Below are 24,018 nucleotides of genomic sequence, written 5' to 3' on the forward strand. Positions count from 1 at the left end.
TTTAGCGTCACGAACTTCGCTGGTGTGCCTGCAACTTTAAGGTTTTGCTTATAAGCAGATGTTTTCTAGGATCTACTCTTCGATCTGACTAGTATTGGGCTCACGTATCCGCTTCGGGTGTGCCCATGATTAGAAAGGCAAAACTCAAAGAGCTGGACAGGTTGGAGCAACTTTGGCTACATGCATCAGCGAACTCCCACCCCTCCATACCCCGCCAGTTTTGGGTGGACCGTATAGCTCAATTTCGTAGAGACTGCCATAATGCCACTCAATGCCTGGTTTATACCGATCGCAACAATGCTGTTGCGGAAGCCTTTATCACGCTGCTTGGTGACGGTACCGTCACCCACCTCTGTGTCAGTCCTTTATTTAGCGGTTGTGGAATCGGCACTAACCTCATTTCTTCAATTCGTGACCGGCGTTACCCACTAAAGGCTGAAGTACTTCGTGAGAATCTTCGCACTCGATACTTTCTACAAAAGCATGGTTTTGTGGAGGTGGAGCGCAGCTATAACGTGGAGTATGGCCAGCATTCAATCTCCATGCAGTGCCCCAGGGCATCTGCAAGATAAAATTTGCCGCACTATGCCCATTGAATAGTCTTTCCCTTATAACTGAAGCTTATTGAATCACTTCTTTTTATTGTTTCTACGCGACTCTTGAACCGGGTAGCATGCCTCCCATCATAATTTTCCTGAGCGCTGAATTTTTATGGGACGCAACGCTTCCAGCCAAACTTTACAGCCTATTCTAGAACGCACCTTTCATCACGATGCGGATCTGGAGTCCATGAACCTGCGTTTCGCTGGCGCCAAGCCTAGTGAAATTATGCAGTTCACCATGGAACACGCTCAGAACCCGGTGGTTTTTACTAATTTCCGCCCATTGGCGATAGCCTTTCTCCACTTGGTTACCCGCGCCAAACCGGATATCCCGGTAATTTGGGTGGATCATGGCTATAACACCCCGGAAACCTATCGCCATATCGAAAACGTGGTCAAATCTCTCGAGTTGAACCTGCGCACCTACTCACCGAAGATGTCCGCGGCCCACTACAACGCTGTGTACGGGGGAATCCCGCAGCTGGACACCCCAGAGCATGACTTCTTCTCCAGGACCGTTAAATTGGAGCCGTTTAACCGCGCTATGCAGGAATTGCAGCCGGATGTATGGCTAAACGGTATCCGCCACGATCAGAATTCGCACCGCAAAAACCTGGATATTTTCACCCAGGGCAACCACGGTACTATTCGAGTGGCACCGATGTTCCACCTGAAGGAAATCGATGTGGAAGAGTATGTTTATGAGAATGATCTCCCCGATAACGATATTTACTTTGATCCGACTAAAGGTGAGGAGCACCGGGAGTGCGGATTGCTGTTGGAAAAATAGAGTGGAATACTCGGCGAGGACTAGCGTACTTCGCCTATTTCTTTAACAAGGCCTTCTATCCCAGCCGTTTATAAAGTGAATACTTTTTGCGTATTTACCGAATAAAAAAATCTATTACAAAAGGCGAGTCTCGACTCGCTGTATTTTTTCAAGAAGGAGACTCTTCTATTTACTTCCGCGTAAATCCAGGAGAGTCCTTAGATTACTTATCATGCGATAGGCTAGGCGACTGCCCCTTTTGCAAGATGACCGCCTTTTTCCATGTAAATTTTCAGGTCCTTCAGCATTTGCTCAAATTGAGATCCAGTCATCTTCTTCACCACAGGACTCAACACGCCTCCTAAAGCATTTAACTCCATATTTGCAGTGAAATTCACTGTTGTGCCTCCACCAACAGAGGGGCTTAATTTAAATTGAGATAAACTCTTTTTAACGGGGAATCCCGGTGGCGTATTTTTGATTTCAACCGAGACATCCAGTTCATAGTTTTTCTCATCAAACCTTGTAATAGTTTCATCTGCGACAAGACCCGACGGTCTCTTGTTTGTCAGCACACAAACCCGGCCTTCTACACTCGCATTTTCAACAGGTTTTCCTTCCTTAGCGAAGGAGTGAGGGATTAACGTCATCCACTCGTAAGCTGTATCAAAATCAACGGCGAGGACTTTCCAGACCTCATCAATTGGGCGGTTAATTGCGATTTCTCGGTTTACTTGGGCTTCTTTCATCTCTGATCTCCTGGGTTTCTCTACGGGAGTGCTATTGACGGGAGACAGATTAACTGGACACTATATGCAACGGAATACAGCAAAATAGGACAGTGTGTTGCATAAAGAGTCCATAGATTGGGGAGATATCCAGTTCTTTATCGCGGTAGCCAGGAGTAAGAGCGCTCGCAGCGTTGCTGACGACTTTAAAGTCAGCCATTCCACAGTTTCTCGCCGTATTGATGCCCTGGAAGAAAAGCTCCAGGCCAAGCTGTTTTATCGCAGCTCCAAAGGCTATCAGCTGACGGAGGATGGCAAAGCGATGCTCGACTACGCCCAATCGGCAGAGCAGTATCTAAATGCCGCGCAGAAGCATTTACAGGGGGGGAGTAACCAGCTCTCCGGGGAAGTTCGCATCACTATGCCGGATGTAGTCGCATCGCACTTAATTATCCCCTACCTAAATGACTTCTCACGTACGTATCCAGAGATCAACGTACAGCTACTGGTTACTAGCCACGTTCTCGATTTGGAAAGTCACCAAGCCGACATAGCACTTCGTATTCTCCCCAAAGGCGACGTCGATGTTTCGGATCGACTTGTTGCTCGCAAGCTCGCCGACCTACCCAGTTGCTGTTACGGTTCTCCGGGGTATATCGAGAAATCTGTACCTGACGATGGCCACTGGCTAGGCTGGAGTGGCGATGACGCCACATTGAATTGGGCCAAAGACACGCCCTATCCACAGATGCCTTATCAGCACCAGATTAATCACGGCTTGATACAGCTAGAGGCAGTTAAGAGTGGACTGGGGCTGGCCAGGCTGCCCTGCTTTCTTGCAGATGGTGCTGAAGGAGTCATTCGGGTCCCTGGGGCAGCCCCATCCAGCCTGCATGAACTGTGGCTAGTCTCCAACCCAGAGCATCGCAATGTTATGCGTTTTAAGGTTTTTAGAGAGTTTATCGTGGAATTGTTTGGCCGTCTGAATGATAAGTTAATAGGCAAGGCTTAACTATATCGATTGATATTTTTCTAAAAGTGATGGGATGTATTGTGACTTTAGTGATGGCTCAATACTGATTTACACGCTTTTTGGCCATAATTTGTGCTGGCCACTCCCCAATGTTCTGGGAGCTAATTGTCAGAGTGGATACTTGGTAATGGGGTAATCGGTTCATCCACTCTCATCACCAAGCTTTATATTGTCGCAAAGTAAGCTCTATTACTACCTACTTTGCGTCTTCCCTAACTTCTACTAGATAGTTACATCCTTGTAGTTGAATTCACCAACACCTCACCTTCCGCGTAGAGTTCACAACGGTCCCTTATCTGGTACTGCTTTCGCTGTTCCTCACAGGCTAGAAGAGCACTTCGATTCGCCTCAGCTTGGGTGCCTCCGCCATCTTCGTTAAAACCTGCCACAAATGCGCCACGATAGTCCGCAGCCATTGCCAGGGCTTTGTTTCCTGAGTACTTCCTGTAAGTTGACATTAATTGACCCAAACCACTGATCTCAGGCTCGAACTCCAACCCCTCTTCCTTCTCCAACTCATCCAGCATCGACTGCAACTGCGCCCGCGAGCCCTCCTCTGTAATTTGCATGAATAACGGTTGGGAGACTTTTACGAAGAGATCTTTATCTCGGTCTAGGTAAAGCTCCAGCACATACCACCAAGCGATTCCTGTTTCTCTCGGTGCACGTAAATACGCCTGCTCTAGTATTTCCGTATACTTCTGGCGGGGATACCCTAAAACTTGCATTGTGATCGCCAGTTCATGCCAGTACGCGGGTACTTCCCCACTGGCATTAACTAGTTGAACATATTTATCCCGGATACGTTTCATATTTCCAGGGTTGGGGAACCCCTCCTCCGCCAAGGCAGCCGATAGATCATTTTTTGCCTGGGCTTCAAGATACCAGGTTTCTTCGTGGTACTGCGCCGGAATAGAGTTTAAGACTTCCTCAGCTTGGGAATAATTTCCTTCGCCTGTCAGAGCAATGGCCAGTGCCGAATTTAACGATGGGCTAGAAGCCTGCTTTTCATCTGCATAGGCAATATATTTCTCTAGTACTTCGGAACCCTGCTCTGAAATTGCCATGAAGTAGGCCAGCTCTGCGACTGCGGTACTACTGTCCATCAGGTTAACGGAGGGGGATTTAACGATACCTTTATCAGAAAGCTCCCCCTCGTAATAATTGAAATGACTTCTCGACAGTTTCTTATACTGCTCATTGAGTTCTTCAAAAGTCATTCCCAGAGCTTCAGGTAGGCTCGCAATTGGATCACCGCCGGCGTTGTAAGCCTCCAAATATTCATTTAAGGCTTTATTTCTATCCGTATCGAAAATCATCCAGTGAGCTAACATCCATCCACTGGCATAAAGTGCCTCGGTATCTCTTACATTCAGAGAGCCAGGTGTGGCTGAAAGGAGTTTATCCAGAGACAACTCTCTCGCTCGATTAAGACTAATCGCTCGATCAACCGGTATTTTCCCAAAGCTGTACTTTGCATTTTCATCAAAATCTACAGTGGAAAATACCTCAGCAATACCTTCACTAAACCAGTAGGGGTAGAGGTGCTGGCTTCCACTGTAGGTCAAAAAATGCGCATATTCATGAAACAACGTCTGACGGGCCGGATTGTCAGGAAGGGCACGATTTCCGTTTAGGTTTAGTAATGCAAAACTCCCATAAGCAGTATTATGGAACTGTCCAATGACAGTTCTAGATGACTCACTACCACTAACTCCTTTAAAGCTGAGCCGGTCATCCAGAGCGTAAATGGTCAGCTTCTGTTGATCTGCTGAATACTTGATATATCGTTTCGCGAAAATCCGAAATCGTTCTAAGTCTATTGCCAGCTTTTCAACTTGCTTGGGGTTGTCATTGGTAACGATCCGAAAATGTTCGGTTTCGATTTCATACCACTCGGAATTCACTAATTTCTGTGTGCTTGTGCAACCGTATAAAGCTAGTGCAATCACACCACTGATAGCTATCAAACGACGAGTATCGTCGAGAATAGAAGAGATGAAGTTCCCCATAAGTCTTATGGTCCGCCTAATTTTATTTGTTCGTAGAAATAGATAAGTAGGAAGAACATCTATAATTTTTTACTTTCTAAAAATACAGCAAAAATATTGCTTGGCCAAAAATTACCAAGAATTTTATTGTTTACTTTAATTGTTTGTCAGTAATTTCAGGCTTTAACGGAAAGGAGGGTATCTGATCGACGAGGCTTTTTTGACGGGACGAAAAACAAAAATATTGAATTTGCGGCTAATTATTTTAAGCGGAAAAAATACCCACAGTAATTCCCCTTTCGCGGAGTTACTGTGGGATTTTCGGAAAAATGACAATTAGACGTCGAGGTTTTCCACCGCCAATGCGTTGGTCTCGATAAAGTCACGGCGGGGCTCCACCTGATCGCCCATCAAGGTGGTAAAGATCTGATCTGCTGCGATAGCATCTTCAACGGTTACCTGCAGCATACGGCGACTCTCCGGGTCCATGGTGGTTTCCCAAAGCTGCTCAGGGTTCATTTCTCCCAGTCCTTTATAGCGCTGGATACCGTAGCCTCTGCGGCTCTCGCCCATCAGCCAGTCCATCACTTCAGGGAAGCTGCCAACAGGGTGCTGCTTCTCACCGCGCTGAATAAAGGCGCCCTCTTCTAACAAACCCACCATCTTCTCGCCCAGAGCGCAGATAGACGCATACTCCGCAGAGTCGAAGAACTCGTGGTTAATCAGGTAGTCACTGCCGACACCGTGGGCCACGATATGGATATGGGGCAGGAATAGGCCGCGCTCGGTGTTCTCCTGAACCGTCACTTCGTGACGACGGGTTCCACCACTCTCTTCGTCACCGAGTTTCTCCTGAAGCTTCTCACTCCAAGCTGCGACTTTCTCCTGGGACTGCAGGTCTTCCTGAGAAAAGTTGGGCAGGTAGATCATGCTGCGCAGCACTTCCTCGGGGTACAGACGCGAAAGGCGGTCGATTGTCGCCAGTACGCTGCGGTATTCGCCTACCAGGCTCTCCAGGGAGGCACCAGAAAGCCCAGGGGCATCCGGGTTCACAAACAGAGTGGCGCCTTCCAGGGCGGCGTTGGTGAGAAACTGGGTTAGAGCGCCCTCATCCTTCAGGTACTGTTCCTGTTTGCCTTTGGAGATCTTATACAGCGGCGGCTGGGCGATGTAGATGTGACCCCGCTCGATCAGCTCCGGCATCTGACGGAAGAAGAAGGTGAGCAACAGGGTACGGATATGGGCTCCATCCACGTCAGCATCGGTCATGATGATGATGCTGTGGTAACGCAGTTTGTCCGGGTTGAACTCGCTCTTGCCGATGCCACAGCCCAGTGCGGTAATCAGGGTACCCACTTCGGCACTGGAGAGCATTTTGTCGAAGCGCGCTTTTTCCACATTGAGGATCTTACCTTTCAACGGCAGGATCGCCTGGGTGCGGCGATCGCGGCCCTGCTTGGCTGAACCACCGGCGGAGTCACCCTCCACCAGGTAAATTTCAGATAGTGCCGGGTCTTTTTGCTGGCAGTCCGCCAGTTTCCCGGGCAGGCCGGCAATATCCAACGCTCCCTTGCGGCGAGTCATTTCGCGGGCCTTGCGGGCCGCCTCACGGGCTTTGGCCGCGTCGATCATCTTGGTGACGACAGATTTGGCTTCCTGTGGGTTCTCCATCAGGTAGTCTGTAAAGTGGTGGCCCATCTCCTGCTCTACAGCGGGTTTCACTTCGGATGAAACCAGCTTGTCCTTGGTCTGGGAGGAGAATTTCGGGTCCGGTACCTTCACAGAGATAATCGCGGTGAGACCTTCCCTTGCGTCATCGCCAGTGGTGTTCACCTTGTCTTTCTTGCCCAGGCCTTCCCGCTCGATATAGCTGTTCAGGCCACGGGTCAAGGCTGCACGAAAGCCCGCCAGGTGGGTACCGCCGTCGCGCTGGGGAATATTGTTGGTGTAGCAGAAGATGCTTTCCTGGAAGCTATCGTTCCACTGTAATGCCACCTCTACTGCTATGCCGTCTTCACGTTGGCTTTGGAAGTGTAGAACCTTGTTAATCGGGGTTTTGTTCTGGTTGAGGAACTCCACGAAGGCACTCAAACCACCTTCGTATTCATAGACCTCTTCCTTACCACTGCGTTCGTCCTTCAGGACGATACGCACACCGGAGTTCAGGAAGGACAGCTCGCGCAGGCGCTTGGCCAGCACGTCGAAATGGAATTCGATATTGCTGAAGGTGTCCTCTGAGGGTTTAAAGTGCACTGTGGTGCCGGTGGTATCGCTATCACCCACAACTTCCAGGGGTGCCTGGGGCACACCGTGGTGGTAGGTCTGCTCGTGGATCTTGCCACCGCGACGGATAGTCAGCTTCAGCTCCTTGGACAGAGCGTTTACCACCGATACCCCTACCCCGTGCAGACCGCCGGAGACCTTGTAGGTGTTGTCATCAAATTTACCGCCCGCGTGAAGGACGGTCATAATCACTTCTGCTGCAGAAACCCCTTCTTCCGGGTGAATCTCTGTCGGGATACCACGGCCATTGTCCGATACGGAAATGGACTCATCCGGGTGAATGGTTACACGGATCTCATCACAGTGGCCGGCCAGCGCTTCATCGATGGAGTTGTCGACCACCTCGAATACCATGTGGTGCAGACCGGTGCCATCGTCGGTATCACCAATATACATTCCGGGGCGCTTGCGCACCGCATCCAGGCCTTTTAATACCTTGATACTGCTTGAGTCATAGCTTTGCTGCTCTGACATTTATTCGCTCCATTAAACTTATTGTGCGGCCGAAGCTTCGGCACTGATCTTCCCATGTTCCACGTGGAACACTTTCGGGCAATTCCAAGGGGCATCTAGTTGCCGCCAGGGGCGGCTTGTAGTGCCCTCCTCAATTCCGGTTACAAGCACCTGGCTGGCACAACGCCCAACCCAATGCGCAAAAATCTGTTGGTTACTGTCATCCAGCTCTGCCGGCAAGTCATCTACCAGGAATACTGGCATATCCCCCTGCCTACAGACTACCTCTGCCATGGCCGTGCGCACCGCACACACCAACATCTTCTGTTGGCCTCGAGATAGGATATTGTGGGCCGACTCACCGGCTACGGTAAAACGAATATCCGCCCTATGGGGACCAATACGCGTATGCCCCTGTGAAACATCTGATTCCCGTGATTCAGATAGAGCACCACGCAGGTCAACTTCTTTACGCCAGCCACGACGGTAACTCATATCAACACGGCTCAATAAGCTCTGTGGTAACTCATCGAGAAGTTGTGAAACAGCGGTCTGTAATTGAGAAAACTGAGCTAATCGCAGATCGTTTACACGCTCGCCACTAAGGGCCAACTGCTCTTCCCATACGCCGATGCTGGCCTCATCGATTTTACCACGACGCAGGAGAGCATTTCGCTGCCGCAGTGCGATTTGATAATTTTTCCACTCTTGGGCAAATAAATGTTCCACGTGGAACACTGTCCAATCCAGTAACCGACGCCGAACGCCGGGGCCACCATCAAGTGCAGAAAAACTTTCACTGTTTATCAGTTGAAGGGGCAGGCAACTAGCAAGCTGTGAGCTGGATTCCGCTGGAGCCTGGTTTACCCTGATTCTGCCCGAGCCATCTGCGAGGCGCTCTACCCCCAAGTTAAAACCTGTATCGAGCTGGGCAAAAACCGTAAGCCCACCAGTATCACGCTGAATAACCGACTTATGCAGGCGAGAGCGAAAGGAACGACCGGTTGCCAGCATATGTACCGCCTCTAACAGTGAAGTCTTGCCACTGCCATTCGCACCACAAAACACATTAACGCCAGGACCCAGCTTGAGATCCGCAGAGCAGATATTTCGAAAATTAGATAAGAGAAGACGGGTCAGCGCCACAGACACCTCCCCCAGAGTGAAGAGCGCGATGCACAGGCATCGGTTTGTTTATCGGCTACCCCACCGAGCGGGGAGGTAGCCTCAATCCATTCAGAAAAGAGCAATGGGTGGGCTGCCTTACAGGCGCATAGGCATAATCACGTACAGTGCATCACCTTCTTCAGGTTGCTGCAGCAGAGCACTGCTATTGGCATCCGCCAGACTGATACGGATCTGGTCACTGTGAATAGCACCAGTGACATCCAGCAGATAGGAAACGTTAAAGCCAATCTCCATTGGCTCACCCACGTAATCCACCATCATCTGCTCTTCCGCCTCTTCTTGCTCCGGGTTGTTGGCAACAATCTGCAGCAGCCCCTCAGAAACCTGAAGGCGCACCCCGCGGTATTTCTCGTTGGAGAGAATCGCCGCTCGGGAGAAGGCCTGGCGCAATCCCTGGCGATCCGCATAAACCACATTGCCCGCGCCTCGCGGCAACACGCGCTCATAGTCAGGGAATTTGCCGTCTACCAATTTAGAGGTGAAAGTAAACTGACCACTAACCACACGAATATGGTTGTTACCCAGCACCACCTGTGCCTGTGCATCGCTGTCCTCAAGCAAACGACCCAGCTCGAGTACGCCTTTGCGCGGCACAATAGCCTGGATAGGCGTGGAGACATCCAGGCCGGGGGCATCGCGATCGCAGAGTGCCAAGCGGTGGCCATCAGTAGCAACCGCGCGCAGCTGCTGCGGGCGGCATTCAAGCAGTAAACCATTCAGGTAATAGCGCACATCCTGCTGAGCCATAGCAAAACTAGTGGCTTCTATCAGGCGGCGGATCTCGCGCTGGGAGATATCGAAACGGGTCTGTGCACTGGCCTCTTCCTGATTCGGGAAGTCCGCTGCGGGCAGAGTCGACAGCTGAAAACGGCTGCGGCCACTGCGCAGTATCAGGCGCTCACCATCGCGCTCAAACTTTAGTTCAGCACCATCGGGCAGAGAGCGACAGATATCCAGCAGCTTGCGTGCGGGAACGGTCACCTCACCTTCCATTTCTACACCGTCTACACCGAGACGCCCGACAATTTCCACTTCCAGGTCAGTACCGGTCAGGGAGAGTTCCTGGCCCTGTAACTGCATCAACACATTGGCCAGGACTGGCAGTGTTTGGCGTTTCTCAACAACACCGGCCACCAGTTGTAACGGCTTCAGAAGGGCGTCCCGGCTCACATTGAATTTCATCGGTAGTTTCGCCTTGTTTTGTCAGTTATTCGATTAAGTGGTCAGCGACCGTGTCAGCAATTTAACGTCCTCGCGAATATCCGCGTCGGACTCCTGCAACTCACGTATTTTGCGGCAGGCATGCAGTACTGTTGTGTGGTCGCGACCACCGAAGGCATCGCCGATCTCCGGCAAGCTGTGATTGGTCAGCTCCTTGGCCAGGGACATAGCGACTTGGCGGGGACGGGCCACCGAGCGACTGCGCCGCTTGGAGAGCAAATCCGCCACCTTAATTTTGTAGTATTCAGCGACAACCCGCTGGATATTATCCACACTGACCAGTCGATCTTGTAGGGCCAACAGGTCTTTTAGTGCTTCGCGCACAAGGACATCGTCAATAGCGCGGCCGGTAAACTGCGAATTGGCAATTACGCGGCGCAGTGCACCCTCGAGCTCTCGCACATTGGAGCGAATACGCTGCGCAATAAAGAAAGCGGAGTCGTGAGGTAAGTCCACACCCACCTGCTCGGCCTTCTTCATCAAAATAGCTACCCGGGTCTCGAGCTCCGGAGGCTCTACAGCCACCGTTAATCCCCAACCAAAGCGGGATTTCAAGCGCTCTTCCAAGCCGTCGATCTCTTTCGGATAGCGATCACAGGTTAGGATAATCTGTTGACCACCCTCCAGCAGAGCATTAAAGGTATGGAAAAACTCCTCCTGAGAGCGCTCCTTACCGGCAAAAAACTGGATATCATCAATCAACAGTGCGTCAACAGACCGGTAGTAGCGCTTAAAGTCGCTGATTGCATTCAGCTGTAGCGCTTTCACCATATCTGCAACAAAGCGCTCGGAGTGCAAATACACTACCTTAGCATTGGGGTTGCGCTCCAACAGCGCGTTGCCAACCGCGTGCATCAAGTGAGTTTTCCCCAGACCCACGCCCCCATATATAAAGAGGGGATTGTAGGCGCCGCCAGGATTGTCAGAAATCTGTTGTGCCGCAGCGAGGCCCAGCTGGTTGGACTTACCTTCAACAAAGGATTTGAAAGTAAAGTTGCGATTGAGTGAGCTGCCGTGCTTGATAGCCCCCTCCACCTCGACCTGCCTGGCCGGCTGCTCCGGTATGGAGCGAGCCATACCATTCATAGCCGGTGGTCGCAGATCTGTCAGGGCCAGTTCGCCTGTCGTCATCTGTTCGGCAGTCACCTCCTCAGCCATAGCGGGATGAGGCACCGGCCTGCTGGCACCAAACCCAGATCCCAGCGGTGAAGTCACCGGAGGTGGCGCAGTGGCAACAGGCGGCACAGATACCGGTGGCGGTGCCACTGCCGGCTGCACCGGAGGTGGTGGCGGAGCTGGTGCCGATGGCACGGGTGTCGGTACCGGTGTCGGAGGGGCATTATTTGTTACATGGCCGCGCTGGAAGCGAGCCGGCCGGCGAGCGGTAATCTCGAGCGCCACTTGCAGAGGGCGTCCCGGTGCAAACTGTTGCACCAACTCGCGAATGCGGTTCAGGAATTTATTGCCAACCCAGTCCAGCACAAAGCGGTTCGGTGCGATCAGGCGCAACTCGCCCTCCGCACTAACGGGATTGACGCGCAACGGTCTGATCCAGGTATTGAACTGCTGAGACGGCAGCTCGTCCTGTAAACAGCTCGCGCACTGCTTCCATACGGATTCAGTCAAGAAACCCCCCAAAAAACCCCAAAATGGTAAGACCAAGGAGAGACGGCAAGGCCGGATTAGGAATCACCCGGGGCCATCAAATAAGATCGGCGCAGTATACCTTTCCACCTTTAGGTTATCCACAAGAAAGACTGCATCTGTTGAAAAAACTGCGCAAAAAGATCCACACAATCAAGGATTTGCACAACAATTAGACAATTGAGGTGGGAACCCTCTGAAAGTTATCCACAGTAAGCTGTGGATAACTTGGGGTCAATCAGTGGGCATTCAGAGATACCCCTGATGACTCAACGACTTGTTTAGTTGGCGTAAAAAATTACAGTGAACTCGCACACCAACAAAAAGAATTTCCCTGATTAGCGCGTTGCTTTCACTGCTGGGTTTCTATACAATCCGCGGCCTTCGCAGCGCGTAGCTCCGTCTGCACCGGCTTTGTGCCGGACCGGAGTCCAGGCCGCGGCCGGGAAAGGTCCCGAGAAATTTTGAACACAAAGTCTCAGGTAGCAAGACTATGAAACGCACATTTCAACCAAGCAACTTGAAGCGCAAGCGCACTCACGGTTTCCGCGCTCGCATGGCAACCAAAAACGGCCGTAAGATTCTGGCCCGCCGTCGCGCTAAAGGCCGCAAAGTACTGTCTGCATAAGATCTCTTCCCTTTTAGAGATATCTCTTTATGCAGCAGGTGCGCAGCAGCTTCGGATTTGCCAAGACGCTGCGCCTGCTCAATGCGGCGCAGTATCGCTTGGTATTCAATGAAAACCAGGTGCGCGCCGCACACCCTCATCTGTTGATCCTCGCCCGTCCCAACTCCTTGGAACACCCGCGTCTCGGCCTCGTTATTGCTAAAAAGCATGTACGCAACGCCTCCGACCGCAATCAAATCAAGCGTATAACCCGGGAAACCTTCCGCCTGCAGCAATATGATTTGCCGCCGCTGGATGCCGTGGTGCTCGCGCGCCCTGGGGTCGCAGATCTGGATAAGGCCGAGTTGGCGAAACTACTGAATAAACTCTGGCGTAAACTGGCCAAGCGGGCTCGACAGCCGCAACCCCGACCATGAAGTGGATACTGATCAAGCTGATTCATGTATACCGCTACCTGGCCAGCCCCTGGGTAGGCAACCAATGTCGCTTCTACCCCACCTGCTCCCGGTACTCTGAAGAGGCCATTGAAACTCATGGAGCGATAAAAGGGGGTTATTTAACTCTGCGCCGCCTTATAAAATGCCACCCCTGGCACCCTGGTGGATTGGACCCGGTTCCCCCTACCAGACACAAGAACACGCTCTAGGTAATAAGATGGATTGGCAACGCTATACGCTGCTCGGCGGAATTCTCGCGGTTCTCCTGGCACTTATCTTCCAGTGGAACGCATTTCAAGAGCAACACACTCCTGAACTCGACCGCGAAACTGTCGTGCAAACAGGCGGCGACACTGTAAGCCAAATACCCGCCGAAACACCCCCGAGCACCGGCGACAGTGATGTTCCCCAACTTCGCTCCCAGGTGCCCGCATCCGATGAAGGCAGCAGTATCGAGAGCAAGCTGATCAGTGTCACCACCGACGTTTTTGATCTGCTCATCAATCCTCGTGGCGGCGATATTGTCAAAGTGGCGCTGCGCAAACAACAAGAGAAGTTGGATACCCCGGACCAACCCTTGATCCTGTTAAACCAGACCCGCAACCATACCTATATTGCCCAAAGTGGCCTTATCGGTAAAAACGGGACCGACAGCGCCGCTGGCCGCCCGGTTTTCAAGGTGGCAAAAACCGAATATGCGATGGTTGAGGGCGACGATACCCTGATAGTAGACCTGACTCTGCAACAGGAAGGCGCCAATATCACCAAGCGCTTCACCTTCAAGCGTGGAGACTACCTGATCCAAGTGGCCTACCTGGTGGATAACACCAGTGACAAGCCCTGGTCCGCGGCCATGTTTGGTCAGATTAAGCGCGATGCCAGTGAACCCGCAACCGACACCGGTTTCGGCATGTCGCCTTTCCTCGGCGCCGCCATCCGCACCAACGAAAAGAACTACTTCAAGCAGGACTTCGAGGAGATTGCTGAAAGCCCCACCCGCGAAACCATCGAAGGTGGTTGGGTAGCTATGGTTCAGCACTACTTTATCAGTGCCTGGATTCCCCCCCAGGACGAGCGCAATACCTTTGAATTGAAGGAGCTATCCAACGGCCTCTTCCGCATGGGCTTTACCGCACCTCAAGTGCAAATCCCCGCTGCCACCCAAGGCGAGCTGAGCGCTTCTTTCTACGCTGGCCCGAAAGATGTTTACCGTTTGGAAGAAATCTCCCCCGGCCTCGACCTGACCGTCGACTACGGCTGGCTCTGGTGGATCGCAAAACCGCTGTTCGGTGTCCTGCACTTTATCCAGGAGCATATTGTCAGCAACTGGGGCTGGGCGATCATCCTGCTCACCGTATTTATCAAGACGCTGCTTCTGCCTCTGTCCGCCGCTGGCACCAAGTCCATGGCGCGTATGCGCAAGTTTGCGCCGCAGATGAAAAAGCTGCAGGAACAGTACAAGGATAACCGGCAAAAGCTGGCGGAAGAGACCATGAAGCTCTACCGCCGCGAGAAGATCAATCCGATGGGTGGCTGCCTGCCGATCCTGTTGCAGATGCCGGTATTTATCGCGCTCTACTGGATGCTCACCGAAACCGTTGAGCTGCGCCACGCGCCCTGGATTTTCTGGATTCACGATCTGTCGGCGAAGGACCCCTACTTTATCCTGCCGGTATTGATGGGCCTGTCAATGTGGTTTATGCAAAAGCTGAACCCGGCGCCGACTGATCCAACCCAAGCCCGCATCATGCAGCTGATGCCGGTAATGATGACTGTATTCTTCCTGTGGTTCCCAGCGGGTCTGGTTCTGTACTGGATCGCCAACAACCTGATTACCATTGCGCAAACCTGGTATATCAATAAACAGGTGGATGCCGGTAAGTACTAACCAGTACCGATCTGCAGCAACACAATAAACAAGGGCCGCTAATGCGGCCCTTTTCCGTTCTGTCGAGTAAACTCAGCCGATGACACAAGAAAGCCTCAATCGCGACACTATTGCCGCTGTTGCCACCGCGCCCGGGCGCGGCGGCATCGGCGTTATCCGACTGTCGGGCGCAAGAGCCCTGCAAATTGCCCAACAAATCTGCGGGGAAAAATCCCTCCAGCCCCGCTCTGCCCACTACCGGAACTTTACCCACAAAGAGCAGTTAATCGATCAGGGATTGGCACTCTTTTTCCCCGGTCCCAACTCCTTTACCGGGGAGGATGTGGTGGAACTCCAGGGACACGGCGGCCCAGTGATTCTCGATCAGTTACTTCAAGCAACTATCGAGTTGGGCGCTCGACAAGCCCGACCCGGAGAATTTTCCGAGAGGGCTTTCCTCAACGACAAAATGGATTTAACTCAGGCCGAAGCGATCGCCGATTTAATCGACGCCGGCAGTGCCCAGGCAGCGCGCAATGCCATGCGTTCACTGCAGGGCGCGTTTTCCGAGAAAATCGAAGACCTGGTGGAAAACCTTACCCACTTGCGTATCTACGTGGAGGCCGCCATTGATTTCCCCGAAGAGGAAATCGACTTCCTCGCCGATGGCAAAGTGGCAGCTGATATAGAAACCCTACTGGCACAAATGGTGGGTGTGGAAACCCAGGCGCGCCAGGGCGCGATAATGCGCGAGGGAATGCGAGTTGCTATCGCAGGACGCCCCAATGCAGGGAAATCCAGCCTGCTCAACACACTGGCCGGACACGACGCCGCTATTGTCACCGATATCGCCGGTACCACTCGGGATATCCTGCGCGAACATATTCATATCGACGGTATGCCCCTCCAGTTTGCCGATACTGCGGGATTAAGGGATGCCCCGGATAGAGTCGAGCAAATTGGTATCGAACGCGCCTGGGAGGAAATCCACGGCGCAGATAGGGTACTTCTAGTCATGGATGCAGAGCAGCTCCACTCCCTGGATCCCACACAAGTTTGGCCAGAATTTACCAGTCAGCTGAGAGATCTCGATAAACTAACATTAGTACTGAATAAGATTGACCTCACCGACTACAGCGCTGGACTTCAGGCACATACTGAAGGCGTGCCAGTGATTGCCATCAGTGCAAAAACAGGTGCCGGGCTCGATGCGTTAAAAGAGCATTTAAAACAGAGTATTGGTTTCAGCGGCGCTGGAGAGGGAACATTCAGTGCCAGGCGCCGACACCTGGACGCACTGGGCCGGGCACAAGCTTTTATACATCAGGGCCAGCGGCAACTTCACACTAGCGGTGCAGGCGAACTGCTCGCCGAAGACTTACGCCAAGCCCAGCAGGCTCTGGGAGAAATTACAGGCACCGTCAGTGCCGATGAATTACTCGGCAAGATCTTCGGCAGTTTTTGTATCGGTAAGTAAACGCTCCATCCCAACTTCCAAGTTATCCCAAGGGGGAGGCTACTTTATCCTCCCTCGCTTCTCTCCTTCCAGCTTCCCAACATATTTCTCACTTCTTTTACACAGGCTTAACCCCGACTTTCAGGGCGGGTAAATTAAATCCCCAATTTTTCCCGATCTTATTAAATAGATTCGCGAAAAAATCTGGCAAAAAACTCTGCAAAATAAGATATGGCGCTGATCGAGTTATACATGTCCACGGGGATTTCCCGTGGATATCTTTTCACTTGCTTCAATCACCTATAAATCACATAGATACAGCAACAAAACTCACAGACTTATACAATATTCACTCTTACGCACAATTAACCCCCAAGTCTTATCACCCTCTACGCACAAGCTAAAACCTGAAATTGCCAGGTGTGAGTAAAAAAGGGGATAAACACCTGCGTAAGCAACGAATGCTATGATGATAACTTTCCCGCCAGCACGAGGCGCGCAAAGTTGTCCCGGCTTTCCACAATCATCTACCGGGGTTGCCCCCCCTTCAGCCAAGGGGTTATTGCCCATGTTTTCATTAATGTATCCTATTGATTTATAAGGTTTTTTTTTGCTTATACATGATTTGCCGGGCACTAATAAAAACAACTAAATCAAAAACCTCTCTCTAAGAAATACATTTATTCATTTATATAAACTTAAGAGAGTCCAAAAAAATGATTTCCTTAGAGAAAGAGCTCGATATGCAGGGAACTGGATAGTCTCCGTTTTTACAGCTTTACAAGGGTCTACCAACTAGAGTGCAGGAATATGCTTGTAGCCAATTGCTGACTCATACCTACTGCCTATAAAATGTGCGCCCCCAGTTGTAACCAGTAGCAGCCACTATGGAATTCCCTAAGACCTATGATGTGATCGTGATCGGCGGAGGCCACGCAGGTACCGAAGCCTCACTGGCAGCGGCACGTATGGGAGCTTCCACTCTGCTGCTGACCCACAATATCGAGACCCTTGGACAAATGTCCTGCAACCCGGCGATCGGCGGTATCGGCAAGAGTCATCTCGTGAAGGAAGTCGATGCCCTCGGTGGCGCTATGGCAACGGCAACAGACCTGGGCGGAATTCAGTTCCGGGTCCTCAATGCCCGCAAAGGCCCCGCAGTAAGGGCAACTCGTGCCCAGGCCGATAGAGCCCTGTATCGCGCCGCTATCCGTTCAATCCTGGAAGCACAGGAAAACCTGGAGATCTTCCAACAAGCGGCGGATGACCTGATTGTCGAAGGTGAACGGGTTGTGGGCGTTGTCACCAATGCGGGGGTGCGCTTTCGCGCCAAGACAGTGGTACTGACCGCAGGGACTTTCCTCGGTGGGCGTATACATATCGGCTTGGATAACCACGCCGGCGGCCGCGCTGGAGACCCGCCCTCGATTGCCCTTGCAGATCGTCTGCGCGAACTGCCTTTCCGCGTCGATCGCCTCAAAACTGGCACCCCTCCCCGTATTGATGCCCGCTCGGTAGATTTCAGCGAGCTGGAGGAACAGTGGGGAGATAGCCCCACACCGGTGATGTCCTATTTGGGCAGCCGCGATCAGCACCCGCGCCAAGTCTGCTGCTGGATTACCCACACCAATGCCCGCACCCATGAAATTATCCAGGGGGGGCTCGATCGCTCGCCCATGTATTCCGGCGTGATTGAAGGGATTGGCCCGCGCTACTGTCCCTCCATCGAAGACAAGGTGCACCGCTTTGCGGACAAAGATAGCCACCAGGTGTTTATCGAGCCTGAAGGGTTGACCACCAACGAGCTGTACCCCAATGGTATTTCCACCAGCCTGCCCTTCGATGTACAGATTGAGCTGGTGCACTCCATCAAAGGCTTTGAAAAGGCGCATATCACCCGCCCTGGCTATGCAATTGAGTACGATTTCTTCGACCCGCGCGACCTTTTGCCGTCCCTGCAAACCAAATTTATCCAGGGGCTCTACTTTGCCGGCCAGATCAATGGCACCACCGGCTACGAGGAAGCGGCTGCCCAGGGACTCCTGGCTGGCGCCAATGCCGCCCTACAGGCCCAGGAGCGCGAAGCCTGGGCCCCGCGTCGGGATGAAGCCTACCTGGGCGTGCTTGTGGATGATTTGATCACCAGCGGCACTAAAGAGCCCTACCGCATGTTTACCAGCCGCGCGGAATATCGCTTGCTGCTCCGTGAGGACAATGCTGACCTGCGCCTGACCGAAAAAGGTCGCGAATTGGGCCTGGTCGACGATACCCGCTGGGCAGCGTTCAGTGAAAAGCGCGAGGAGATCGCTCGGGAGACCCAGCGACTACAAGATACCTGGGTGCACCCAAAGACGCCCCAGGCCGCCTCTGTAGAGACTAAGCTGCCGCAGCCATTGGCGCGGGAATACAGCCTGATGGACCTGCTGCGCCGTCCGGAACTGGGCTATCAGGATGTGGCGGGCCTCAAAGGGGAAGCGGTAACCGACGAGCAGGTTGCCGAACAGGTGGAAATCTCGGCCAAGTACGCCGGCTATATCGATCGCCAGCGCGAGGAAATTGAGCGCTTGCAGGCCTACGAAGATACCCCGATCCCGGCGGACTTCGACTACAGCGATATTTCTGGTCTGTCCAATGAGGTTAAGCAAAAGCTGGGAGAGACCCGCCCGGATACCCTGGCGCGGGCCTCGCGGATACCGGGTGTGACGCCCGCATCCATATCCCTGCTGTTGATCCAGTTGAAAAAGCGCGGGCTGCTGAAGCGCAAAAAAGCGGTATAAATCGGTTTTCCACAGGGTATCCCGCGAGGCCCTGCGGGGTTTGAGTTTCGCGGGACTACTGGGGGATAGACCCATTTCTCACTCAATGGAACAGTTTCGTCCGCGCCTGTTAGAGGCGGCGGCACAGATGTCGGTGGTACTCAGTGACCGGCAGCAGAATCAGCTACTGGAATACCTGGCGCTTTTTGCCCGCTGGAATAGTGCCTACAACCTGTCCGCCATACGCGACCCAGAGCAGATGCTGGAGCGCCATATTATCGACAGCCTCAGTGTGGTAAATCTCTGTGGCGAAGGCTCTTTAATCGATGTGGGTAGCGGTGGCGGCCTGCCTGGAATTCCCCTGGCAATTGTGCATCCGGAGCGCGCCATCACCCTGCTCGACAGCAATGGCAAGAAGACCCGCTTCCTGTTCCAAGTGGCCAGCACCCTGCCCCTGCCCAATATCACGGTAGTCAATGAGCGGGTAGAAGCCTTTGTGCCAGAACAGCCTTTTGCCGGTGTGGTGTCCCGCGCCTTTGCCTCCATCGAAGATATGGTCAATGGCAGTGAGCACATGTTGGCACCCAAGGGTCGTTTTTATGCCATGAAGGGCAAGCTGCCTGAGGATGAGTTGAGCGCTCTGCCAAAAGGCATTAAGGTCGAGCAGGTGCACCGGTTGTCGGTGCCCGGCTGCGACGGTGAGCGACATATGATTCAGCTCTGTCGCACAGAATAAGATGATAGTTTGGCGGGTTTGTCGCCCGCCTAATCCTGCTCCCCTATCGTGGGGCACAACAGCCGCCGCCCGAAGCCGAGCCGGCGTCGGGGCAAACGCACCCGGAAACAACAAAGGACAAGAATCTTGAGCAAGATATTTGCTGTGGCCAACCAGAAAGGCGGGGTTGGCAAGACCACTACCTGCGTCAACCTGGCCGCATCTTTGGTTGCCAACAAGCGGCGCGTATTGCTGATCGACCTGGACCCCCAGGGTAATGCCACCATGGGCAGTGGTGTGGATAAAAGTGACCTGGAGGTGTCCGGTTACGATGTGCTGGCCGCTGAATTACCCGTTGAGCGGGCCATTGTATCCACAGAGAGCGGTTTTGATTTGATCCCGGGCAACGGTGACCTGTCTGCGGCAGAGGTGGAGTTGCTGAATCTGGAGGGCCGCGAATCCCGCCTGCGCCGCGCCCTGGCTGCGGTGAGTAATCGTTACGACTACGTGATTATCGACTGTCCGCCGTCGCTGAATATGCTGACGGTAAACGCCCTCTGTGCAGCTCACGGCGTATTGATTCCCATGCAGTGTGAATACTATGCCCTGGAGGGGTTGTCAGCACTGGTGGATACCATCACCCAGATCCAGCAGGCCGCCAATCCGGACCTGAAAATCGAGGGTATCTTGCGCACCATGTACGATCCGCGCAACAGCCTCACCAGCGAAGTGTCGGCGCAGTTGCAGGAGTTTTTCGGCGATCGCCTGTATCGAACCTGTATCCCGCGCAATGTCCGTTTGGCAGAGGCTCCCAGCTTCGGCAAGCCGGCGCTGGATTACGACCGCCATTCGAAAGGGGCTATTGCCTACCTGGCACTGGCTTGCGAAATCAATCGCCGCCATCCCGCCAATCAATCTTCCAATAAGAAAAGCCGCCCTGTGGCGGAAGCCGTATAAGGGGTAATTACTATGGCCGCCAAACGCAAAGGACTGGGCCGGGGTTTATCCCACCTGATCAGCAATAAAAACAGCACCGCGATCGCCGAGGCTACCGGTGAAGCTGAAACCGAAACCGCCGTGGTCGACGGTGAGCTGAAGGAGTTGCCGATAGAGTTTTTGCAGCGCGGCCGCTACCAGCCACGCCGGGATTTTCCACAGGAATCCTTGCAGGAGCTGGCGGACTCGATACGCGCCCAGGGCATTATGCAGCCGATCGTCGTGCGCGGTATCGGTGAGCAGAGCTATGAAATCATCGCCGGTGAACGGCGCTGGCGCGCGGCCCAATTGGCGGGACTGGAGAAAGTGCCGGCACTGGTGCGCAGCGTTTCCGATGAAGCTGCCATCGCTATGGCGCTGATTGAAAATATCCAGCGTGAAGACCTGAATCCGGTAGAGGAAGCTGTAGCCCTCAAGCGTTTACAGGATGAGTTCAAGCTGACCCAGCAGGAAGTGGCCGATGCGGTGGGCAAATCCCGTACCGCAGTAACCAACCTTTTGCGACTGTTGAGTCTCAGTGAAGAGGTACGGACTTTCCTGGAGCGTGGCGATCTGGAGTTGGGGCACGCCAAAGCCCTGCTCGGTCTATCCGGTGCCACCCAGCGCTCTGCTGCGCGCCAAGTGGTCGAGCGCAGCCTTACCGTGCGCCAGACTGAGGCGCTGGTGCGCCGTTTACAACAGCCGGCTGCCCCCGCACCGGAAAAACCGAAGCCCGACCCCAATATCCGTCGCCTAACTGAGCGCCTGGCAGAAAAAGTTGGAGTGCCCGTATCTATCGATCACAACGATAAAGGCAATGGCCGCCTGGTACTCAAATACACCACTCTGGAAGAGCTGGATGGAATCCTGGCCCACCTGGGTTACGCCGAGGACTGAGGCCACAGGGAAATGCGCGTCCTAGTGGCGCGCGCAATAACTGTTGGCAAATACTCACTGCGGCGAGTAATTCCGTGCAAAACCTCCTGAAAATCAAATAAGTTGACGACATTTGCCGGTTGAATCGGCGATGCTGTTGCCGCATAATTCGCACGCCCAAATTTTGGGCGGACAGCGCAAAAAAGTCGGCTTATCCCGTCTATGACAAAACTCCCGGTATTACGAATTGCCGCGGTACAGCTTCTGCTGATATCGCTGACCAGTGCGGTACTGCACTTGAGTGGCAAACCGGTGACGGCGCTCTCCGTATTTATCGGTGGCGCTTTGTGTGCGCTACCCGGAGCATATTTTGGCTGGCGCGCCTATCGCGATAGCGGAGCGCGCGCGGCCCATCGCGTGGTAGGCAATTTCTACCGCGCGGAAACCGGCAAATTTATATTGACCATGGCAGGTTTTGCAGCGGTGTTTGCCACCGTCAGACCACTGAATGCCGCGGCGCTTTTTATCAGCTACGCCCTCTGTGTAATCGTGCAGTGGATTTTGGTAGCGCGCATGGTCCGCTAGCCGGTGGATAAGAAAAAAGAATTCTTACTTTTACGATTGTTGAGGAACTATGGCAGGCGAAGCTCAAACCGCGACGGGGTATATCCAACACCACCTGCAAAACATGACTTACGGCAAGCTGCCGGCCGGGTATACCCGCGCCGATGGCTCTGTGCTGAGTGAGTCTACTTGGACTATGGCGCATTCCTCCCAGGAAGCTGCGGATATGGGCTTTTGGGCCCTGCACGTAGATACCCTGGGCTGGTCTATCGGCCTCGGTCTGATTTTTTGCTTCCTGTTTGCCCGCGCAGCCAAGAAGGCTAGTGTGGACAAGCCCACAGGCTTCCAGAGCTTTGTGGAGCTGGTTACCGACTTTATCGACAAGCTGGTTAAGGAAACCTTCCCCCACCGCAACACTATGGTTGCCCCGATGGCTCTGACCATCTTTGTGTGGGTGTTCCTGATGAACCTGATGGACCTGGTACCGGTAGACTGGCTGCCGATGGCTGCCGCCAAGATCTCCGGCAACGATCACCTCTTCTTTAAAGTGGTCCCGACTACCGACCCGAACGCCACCCTGGGTATGGCCCTGGCGGTGTTTGCGCTGATGATTTTCTTCAGTATTCGCGAAAAAGGTGCCATCGGCTTCCTTAAAGAGCTGACTCTGCACCCTTTCCATACCGGCAAGTTGTTCTTTGACATCCTGCTGATCCCGGTGAACTTCCTGCTGGAAGCAGTATCCCTGATCGCCAAACCGATCTCCCTGGGCCTGCGTCTGTTCGGAAACCTCTACGCCGGTGAAATGATCTTTATCCTGATCGCGATTGTGTTTGGCGTTGGTGTTCTCGGCTTTATTGGTGCGGGCCTCCTGCACATGGGCTGGGCGATTTTCCACGTACTGGTAATCGTGCTGCAGGCGTTCGTATTTATGGTATTGAGCACCGTGTACATGGCGATGGCACACCATCGCGACGATGAGCACGAGCACGATCAATAAGTTTTTAACCCTTTTTTCGATCTTTACAACAACTCTTTAACTTTGATTTGGAGAACACAATGGAAGCATTAGGTCTGGTTTACATCGCAAGTGCACTGCTGATCGGTCTGGGCGCCCTGGGCACCGCAATCGGTTTCGGTACTCTGGGTGGCAAGCTGCTGGAAGGTTCCGCTCGTCAGCCTGAACAGGCTCCGGCTCTGCAGGGCAAGATGTTCCTGATGGCTGGTCTGCTTGACGCGGTTCCGATGATCGGTGTTGGTATCGCTATGTACCTGATCTTCGCCGTAGCTCCTGGTCTGGTTTAATTACGCCGTTCCAATTGCCCTTAACCCTATTTAAAGAGCAAGAGGTGTCGGAGTGAATATCAACCTGACTCTAATCGGCCAGTCGATTACTTTCCTGTTTTTCGTCTGGTTTTGCTGGAAGTTTGTTTGGCCGCCGCTTTTGGGCGTGATGAAAGAGCGTGAGCAGAAGATCGCAGATGGTCTCGCTGACGCCGAACACGCACAGAAAGATTTGGAACTGGCCAAGCGCAAAGCTGCCGAGCAGTTGAAGGAAGCCAAAGATCAGGCTAACGAGATCATTGATGGTGCCAACAAGCGCGCCAACCAGATTCTCGATGAAGCCAAGCAAGCGGCTCAGTCTGAAGGCGATCGCCTGAAAACTGCGGCCAAAGCTGAGATCGACCAGGAAGTGAATCGCGCTAAAGAGCAACTGCGCAGCCGTGTGGCAGACCTGTCTGTCCTGGGTGCGGAGAAGATTCTCGCGGTCAATATCGACGCTAAGGCGCACGACGACCTGATCGATAAACTGGCAGCCGAGCTGTAAGCGAGGA

22 protein-coding genes are annotated in these 24,018 nt (G+C 53.1%); 16 read left to right on the forward strand and 6 right to left on the reverse strand.

Annotated features, from left to right (window positions below):
• Window positions 1-125: 125 nt before the first annotated feature.
• Window positions 126-572 (forward strand): GNAT family N-acetyltransferase, encoded by a 447-nt coding sequence (locus tag ACJJIN_RS17620; RefSeq protein WP_444895597.1) that lies wholly within the window; start codon window positions 126-128, stop codon window positions 570-572.
• 139 nt (window positions 573-711) lie between these two features.
• Window positions 712-1,392: a phosphoadenosine phosphosulfate reductase domain-containing protein gene (locus ACJJIN_RS17625; protein WP_444895598.1), complete on the forward strand. Its 681-nt coding sequence runs from the start codon at window positions 712-714 to the stop codon at window positions 1,390-1,392.
• Window positions 1,393-1,613: 221 nt separating this feature from the next.
• On the opposite strand, the gene ACJJIN_RS17630 is transcribed toward ACJJIN_RS17625, so the two are convergent.
• The gene (locus tag ACJJIN_RS17630; RefSeq protein WP_444895599.1) at window positions 1,614-2,120 is read right to left on the reverse strand and encodes an SRPBCC family protein; all 507 of its coding nucleotides are present in this window, start codon (window positions 2,118-2,120) and stop codon (window positions 1,614-1,616) included.
• Window positions 2,121-2,217: 97 nt separating this feature from the next.
• Here ACJJIN_RS17630 and ACJJIN_RS17635 point away from each other — a divergent pair, with 97 nt between their 5' ends.
• Entirely contained in the window at window positions 2,218-3,111 is an 894-nt protein-coding gene (locus tag ACJJIN_RS17635) for a LysR family transcriptional regulator (protein ID WP_444895600.1), read from the forward strand.
• A 251-nt stretch (window positions 3,112-3,362) separates the two neighbouring features.
• Here the strand turns inward: ACJJIN_RS17635 and ACJJIN_RS17640 are convergent, their stop codons facing one another.
• The 5 genes from ACJJIN_RS17640 to dnaA all read right to left on the reverse strand — a co-directional run bounded on the left by ACJJIN_RS17640 (window position 3,363) and on the right by dnaA (window position 11,894).
• Window positions 3,363-5,144, reverse strand: coding sequence for a hypothetical protein (locus tag ACJJIN_RS17640; protein ID WP_444895601.1), 1,782 nt, complete (start codon window positions 5,142-5,144; stop codon window positions 3,363-3,365).
• A gap of 315 nt (window positions 5,145-5,459) precedes the next feature.
• Window positions 5,460-7,880, reverse strand: a complete 2,421-nt coding sequence (gene gyrB, locus ACJJIN_RS17645) for a DNA topoisomerase (ATP-hydrolyzing) subunit B (protein WP_444895602.1) — start codon at window positions 7,878-7,880, stop codon at window positions 5,460-5,462.
• An 18-nt stretch (window positions 7,881-7,898) separates the two neighbouring features.
• A complete protein-coding gene (gene recF / locus ACJJIN_RS17650; RefSeq protein ID WP_444895603.1) occupies window positions 7,899-9,005 on the reverse strand; it encodes a DNA replication/repair protein RecF in 1,107 nt (368 codons plus the stop codon).
• Window positions 9,006-9,122: 117 nt separating this feature from the next.
• The gene (gene dnaN, locus ACJJIN_RS17655; protein ID WP_444895604.1) at window positions 9,123-10,229 is read right to left on the reverse strand and encodes a DNA polymerase III subunit beta; all 1,107 of its coding nucleotides are present in this window, start codon (window positions 10,227-10,229) and stop codon (window positions 9,123-9,125) included.
• A gap of 33 nt (window positions 10,230-10,262) precedes the next feature.
• The gene (dnaA, locus tag ACJJIN_RS17660) at window positions 10,263-11,894 is read right to left on the reverse strand and encodes a chromosomal replication initiator protein DnaA (RefSeq protein WP_444895605.1); all 1,632 of its coding nucleotides are present in this window, start codon (window positions 11,892-11,894) and stop codon (window positions 10,263-10,265) included.
• A gap of 511 nt (window positions 11,895-12,405) precedes the next feature.
• Here dnaA and rpmH point away from each other — a divergent pair.
• The 13 genes from rpmH (at window position 12,406) to ACJJIN_RS17725 (ending at window position 24,011) form a co-directional block, all read left to right on the forward strand.
• The gene (rpmH, locus tag ACJJIN_RS17665; RefSeq protein ID WP_020413885.1) at window positions 12,406-12,540 is read left to right on the forward strand and encodes a 50S ribosomal protein L34; all 135 of its coding nucleotides are present in this window, start codon (window positions 12,406-12,408) and stop codon (window positions 12,538-12,540) included.
• A 29-nt stretch (window positions 12,541-12,569) separates the two neighbouring features.
• Window positions 12,570-12,956 carry a ribonuclease P protein component gene (gene rnpA, locus ACJJIN_RS17670; RefSeq protein ID WP_413663877.1) on the forward strand — a complete coding sequence of 129 codons (387 nt, stop codon included), beginning with the start codon at window positions 12,570-12,572 and terminating at the stop codon, window positions 12,954-12,956.
• Window positions 12,953-13,186, forward strand: coding sequence for a membrane protein insertion efficiency factor YidD (gene yidD, locus ACJJIN_RS17675; protein ID WP_108735100.1), 234 nt, complete (start codon window positions 12,953-12,955; stop codon window positions 13,184-13,186). Before rnpA ends, yidD begins: the two co-directional genes overlap by 4 nt.
• Window positions 13,187-13,194: 8 nt before the next feature.
• Entirely contained in the window at window positions 13,195-14,865 is a 1,671-nt protein-coding gene (gene yidC / locus ACJJIN_RS17680; protein WP_444895606.1) for a membrane protein insertase YidC, read from the forward strand.
• A gap of 79 nt (window positions 14,866-14,944) precedes the next feature.
• The gene (gene mnmE, locus ACJJIN_RS17685) at window positions 14,945-16,321 is read left to right on the forward strand and encodes a tRNA uridine-5-carboxymethylaminomethyl(34) synthesis GTPase MnmE (RefSeq protein WP_444895607.1); all 1,377 of its coding nucleotides are present in this window, start codon (window positions 14,945-14,947) and stop codon (window positions 16,319-16,321) included.
• A gap of 866 nt (window positions 16,322-17,187) precedes the next feature.
• Window positions 17,188-19,077 carry a tRNA uridine-5-carboxymethylaminomethyl(34) synthesis enzyme MnmG gene (mnmG, locus tag ACJJIN_RS17690; RefSeq protein ID WP_444895608.1) on the forward strand — a complete coding sequence of 630 codons (1,890 nt, stop codon included), beginning with the start codon at window positions 17,188-17,190 and terminating at the stop codon, window positions 19,075-19,077.
• 85 nt (window positions 19,078-19,162) lie between these two features.
• Complete coding sequence (gene rsmG / locus ACJJIN_RS17695; RefSeq protein WP_444895609.1) at window positions 19,163-19,792, forward strand: 16S rRNA (guanine(527)-N(7))-methyltransferase RsmG; 630 nt, start codon at window positions 19,163-19,165, stop codon at window positions 19,790-19,792.
• Window positions 19,793-19,918: 126 nt separating this feature from the next.
• Window positions 19,919-20,728: a ParA family protein gene (locus ACJJIN_RS17700; protein ID WP_444895610.1), complete on the forward strand. Its 810-nt coding sequence runs from the start codon at window positions 19,919-19,921 to the stop codon at window positions 20,726-20,728.
• 12 nt (window positions 20,729-20,740) lie between these two features.
• Window positions 20,741-21,643: a ParB/RepB/Spo0J family partition protein gene (locus tag ACJJIN_RS17705; protein WP_282930568.1), complete on the forward strand. Its 903-nt coding sequence runs from the start codon at window positions 20,741-20,743 to the stop codon at window positions 21,641-21,643.
• Between the two features lie 201 nt (window positions 21,644-21,844).
• Complete coding sequence (locus tag ACJJIN_RS17710) at window positions 21,845-22,207, forward strand: ATP synthase subunit I (RefSeq protein ID WP_444895611.1); 363 nt, start codon at window positions 21,845-21,847, stop codon at window positions 22,205-22,207.
• Between the two features lie 49 nt (window positions 22,208-22,256).
• Complete coding sequence (atpB, locus tag ACJJIN_RS17715; protein WP_444895612.1) at window positions 22,257-23,183, forward strand: F0F1 ATP synthase subunit A; 927 nt, start codon at window positions 22,257-22,259, stop codon at window positions 23,181-23,183.
• Window positions 23,184-23,242: 59 nt separating this feature from the next.
• Entirely contained in the window at window positions 23,243-23,488 is a 246-nt protein-coding gene (gene atpE / locus ACJJIN_RS17720) for a F0F1 ATP synthase subunit C (protein WP_020413895.1), read from the forward strand.
• 52 nt (window positions 23,489-23,540) lie between these two features.
• Window positions 23,541-24,011 carry a F0F1 ATP synthase subunit B gene (locus tag ACJJIN_RS17725; RefSeq protein ID WP_282930571.1) on the forward strand — a complete coding sequence of 157 codons (471 nt, stop codon included), beginning with the start codon at window positions 23,541-23,543 and terminating at the stop codon, window positions 24,009-24,011.
• The last annotated feature ends 7 nt before the right edge of the window (window positions 24,012-24,018 follow it).

Source organism: Microbulbifer maximicatervae (SeqCode) (assembly GCF_052467505.1).

Bases quoted from the DNA above. Each gene is read 5' to 3' on its own strand.
- ACJJIN_RS17620 (WP_444895597.1), top strand. From the start codon at position 126: ATGATTAGAAAGGCAAAACTCAAAGAGCTGGACAGGTTGGAGCAACTT.
- ACJJIN_RS17625 (WP_444895598.1), top strand. From the start codon at position 712: ATGGGACGCAACGCTTCCAGCCAAACTTTACAGCCTATTCTAGAACGC.
- ACJJIN_RS17630 (WP_444895599.1), bottom strand. From the start codon at position 2,120: ATGAAAGAAGCCCAAGTAAACCGAGAAATCGCAATTAACCGCCCAATT.
- ACJJIN_RS17640 (WP_444895601.1), bottom strand. From the start codon at position 5,144: ATGGGGAACTTCATCTCTTCTATTCTCGACGATACTCGTCGTTTGATA.
- gyrB (WP_444895602.1), bottom strand. From the start codon at position 7,880: ATGTCAGAGCAGCAAAGCTATGACTCAAGCAGTATCAAGGTATTAAAA.
- dnaN (WP_444895604.1), bottom strand. From the start codon at position 10,229: ATGAAATTCAATGTGAGCCGGGACGCCCTTCTGAAGCCGTTACAACTG.
- rpmH (WP_020413885.1), top strand. From the start codon at position 12,406: ATGAAACGCACATTTCAACCAAGCAACTTGAAGCGCAAGCGCACTCAC.
- rnpA (WP_413663877.1), top strand. From the start codon at position 12,570: ATGCAGCAGGTGCGCAGCAGCTTCGGATTTGCCAAGACGCTGCGCCTG.
- yidD (WP_108735100.1), top strand. From the start codon at position 12,953: ATGAAGTGGATACTGATCAAGCTGATTCATGTATACCGCTACCTGGCC.
- yidC (WP_444895606.1), top strand. From the start codon at position 13,195: ATGGATTGGCAACGCTATACGCTGCTCGGCGGAATTCTCGCGGTTCTC.
- mnmE (WP_444895607.1), top strand. From the start codon at position 14,945: ATGACACAAGAAAGCCTCAATCGCGACACTATTGCCGCTGTTGCCACC.
- mnmG (WP_444895608.1), top strand. From the start codon at position 17,188: ATGGAATTCCCTAAGACCTATGATGTGATCGTGATCGGCGGAGGCCAC.
- rsmG (WP_444895609.1), top strand. From the start codon at position 19,163: ATGGAACAGTTTCGTCCGCGCCTGTTAGAGGCGGCGGCACAGATGTCG.
- ACJJIN_RS17705 (WP_282930568.1), top strand. From the start codon at position 20,741: ATGGCCGCCAAACGCAAAGGACTGGGCCGGGGTTTATCCCACCTGATC.
- ACJJIN_RS17710 (WP_444895611.1), top strand. From the start codon at position 21,845: ATGACAAAACTCCCGGTATTACGAATTGCCGCGGTACAGCTTCTGCTG.
- atpB (WP_444895612.1), top strand. From the start codon at position 22,257: ATGGCAGGCGAAGCTCAAACCGCGACGGGGTATATCCAACACCACCTG.
- atpE (WP_020413895.1), top strand. From the start codon at position 23,243: ATGGAAGCATTAGGTCTGGTTTACATCGCAAGTGCACTGCTGATCGGT.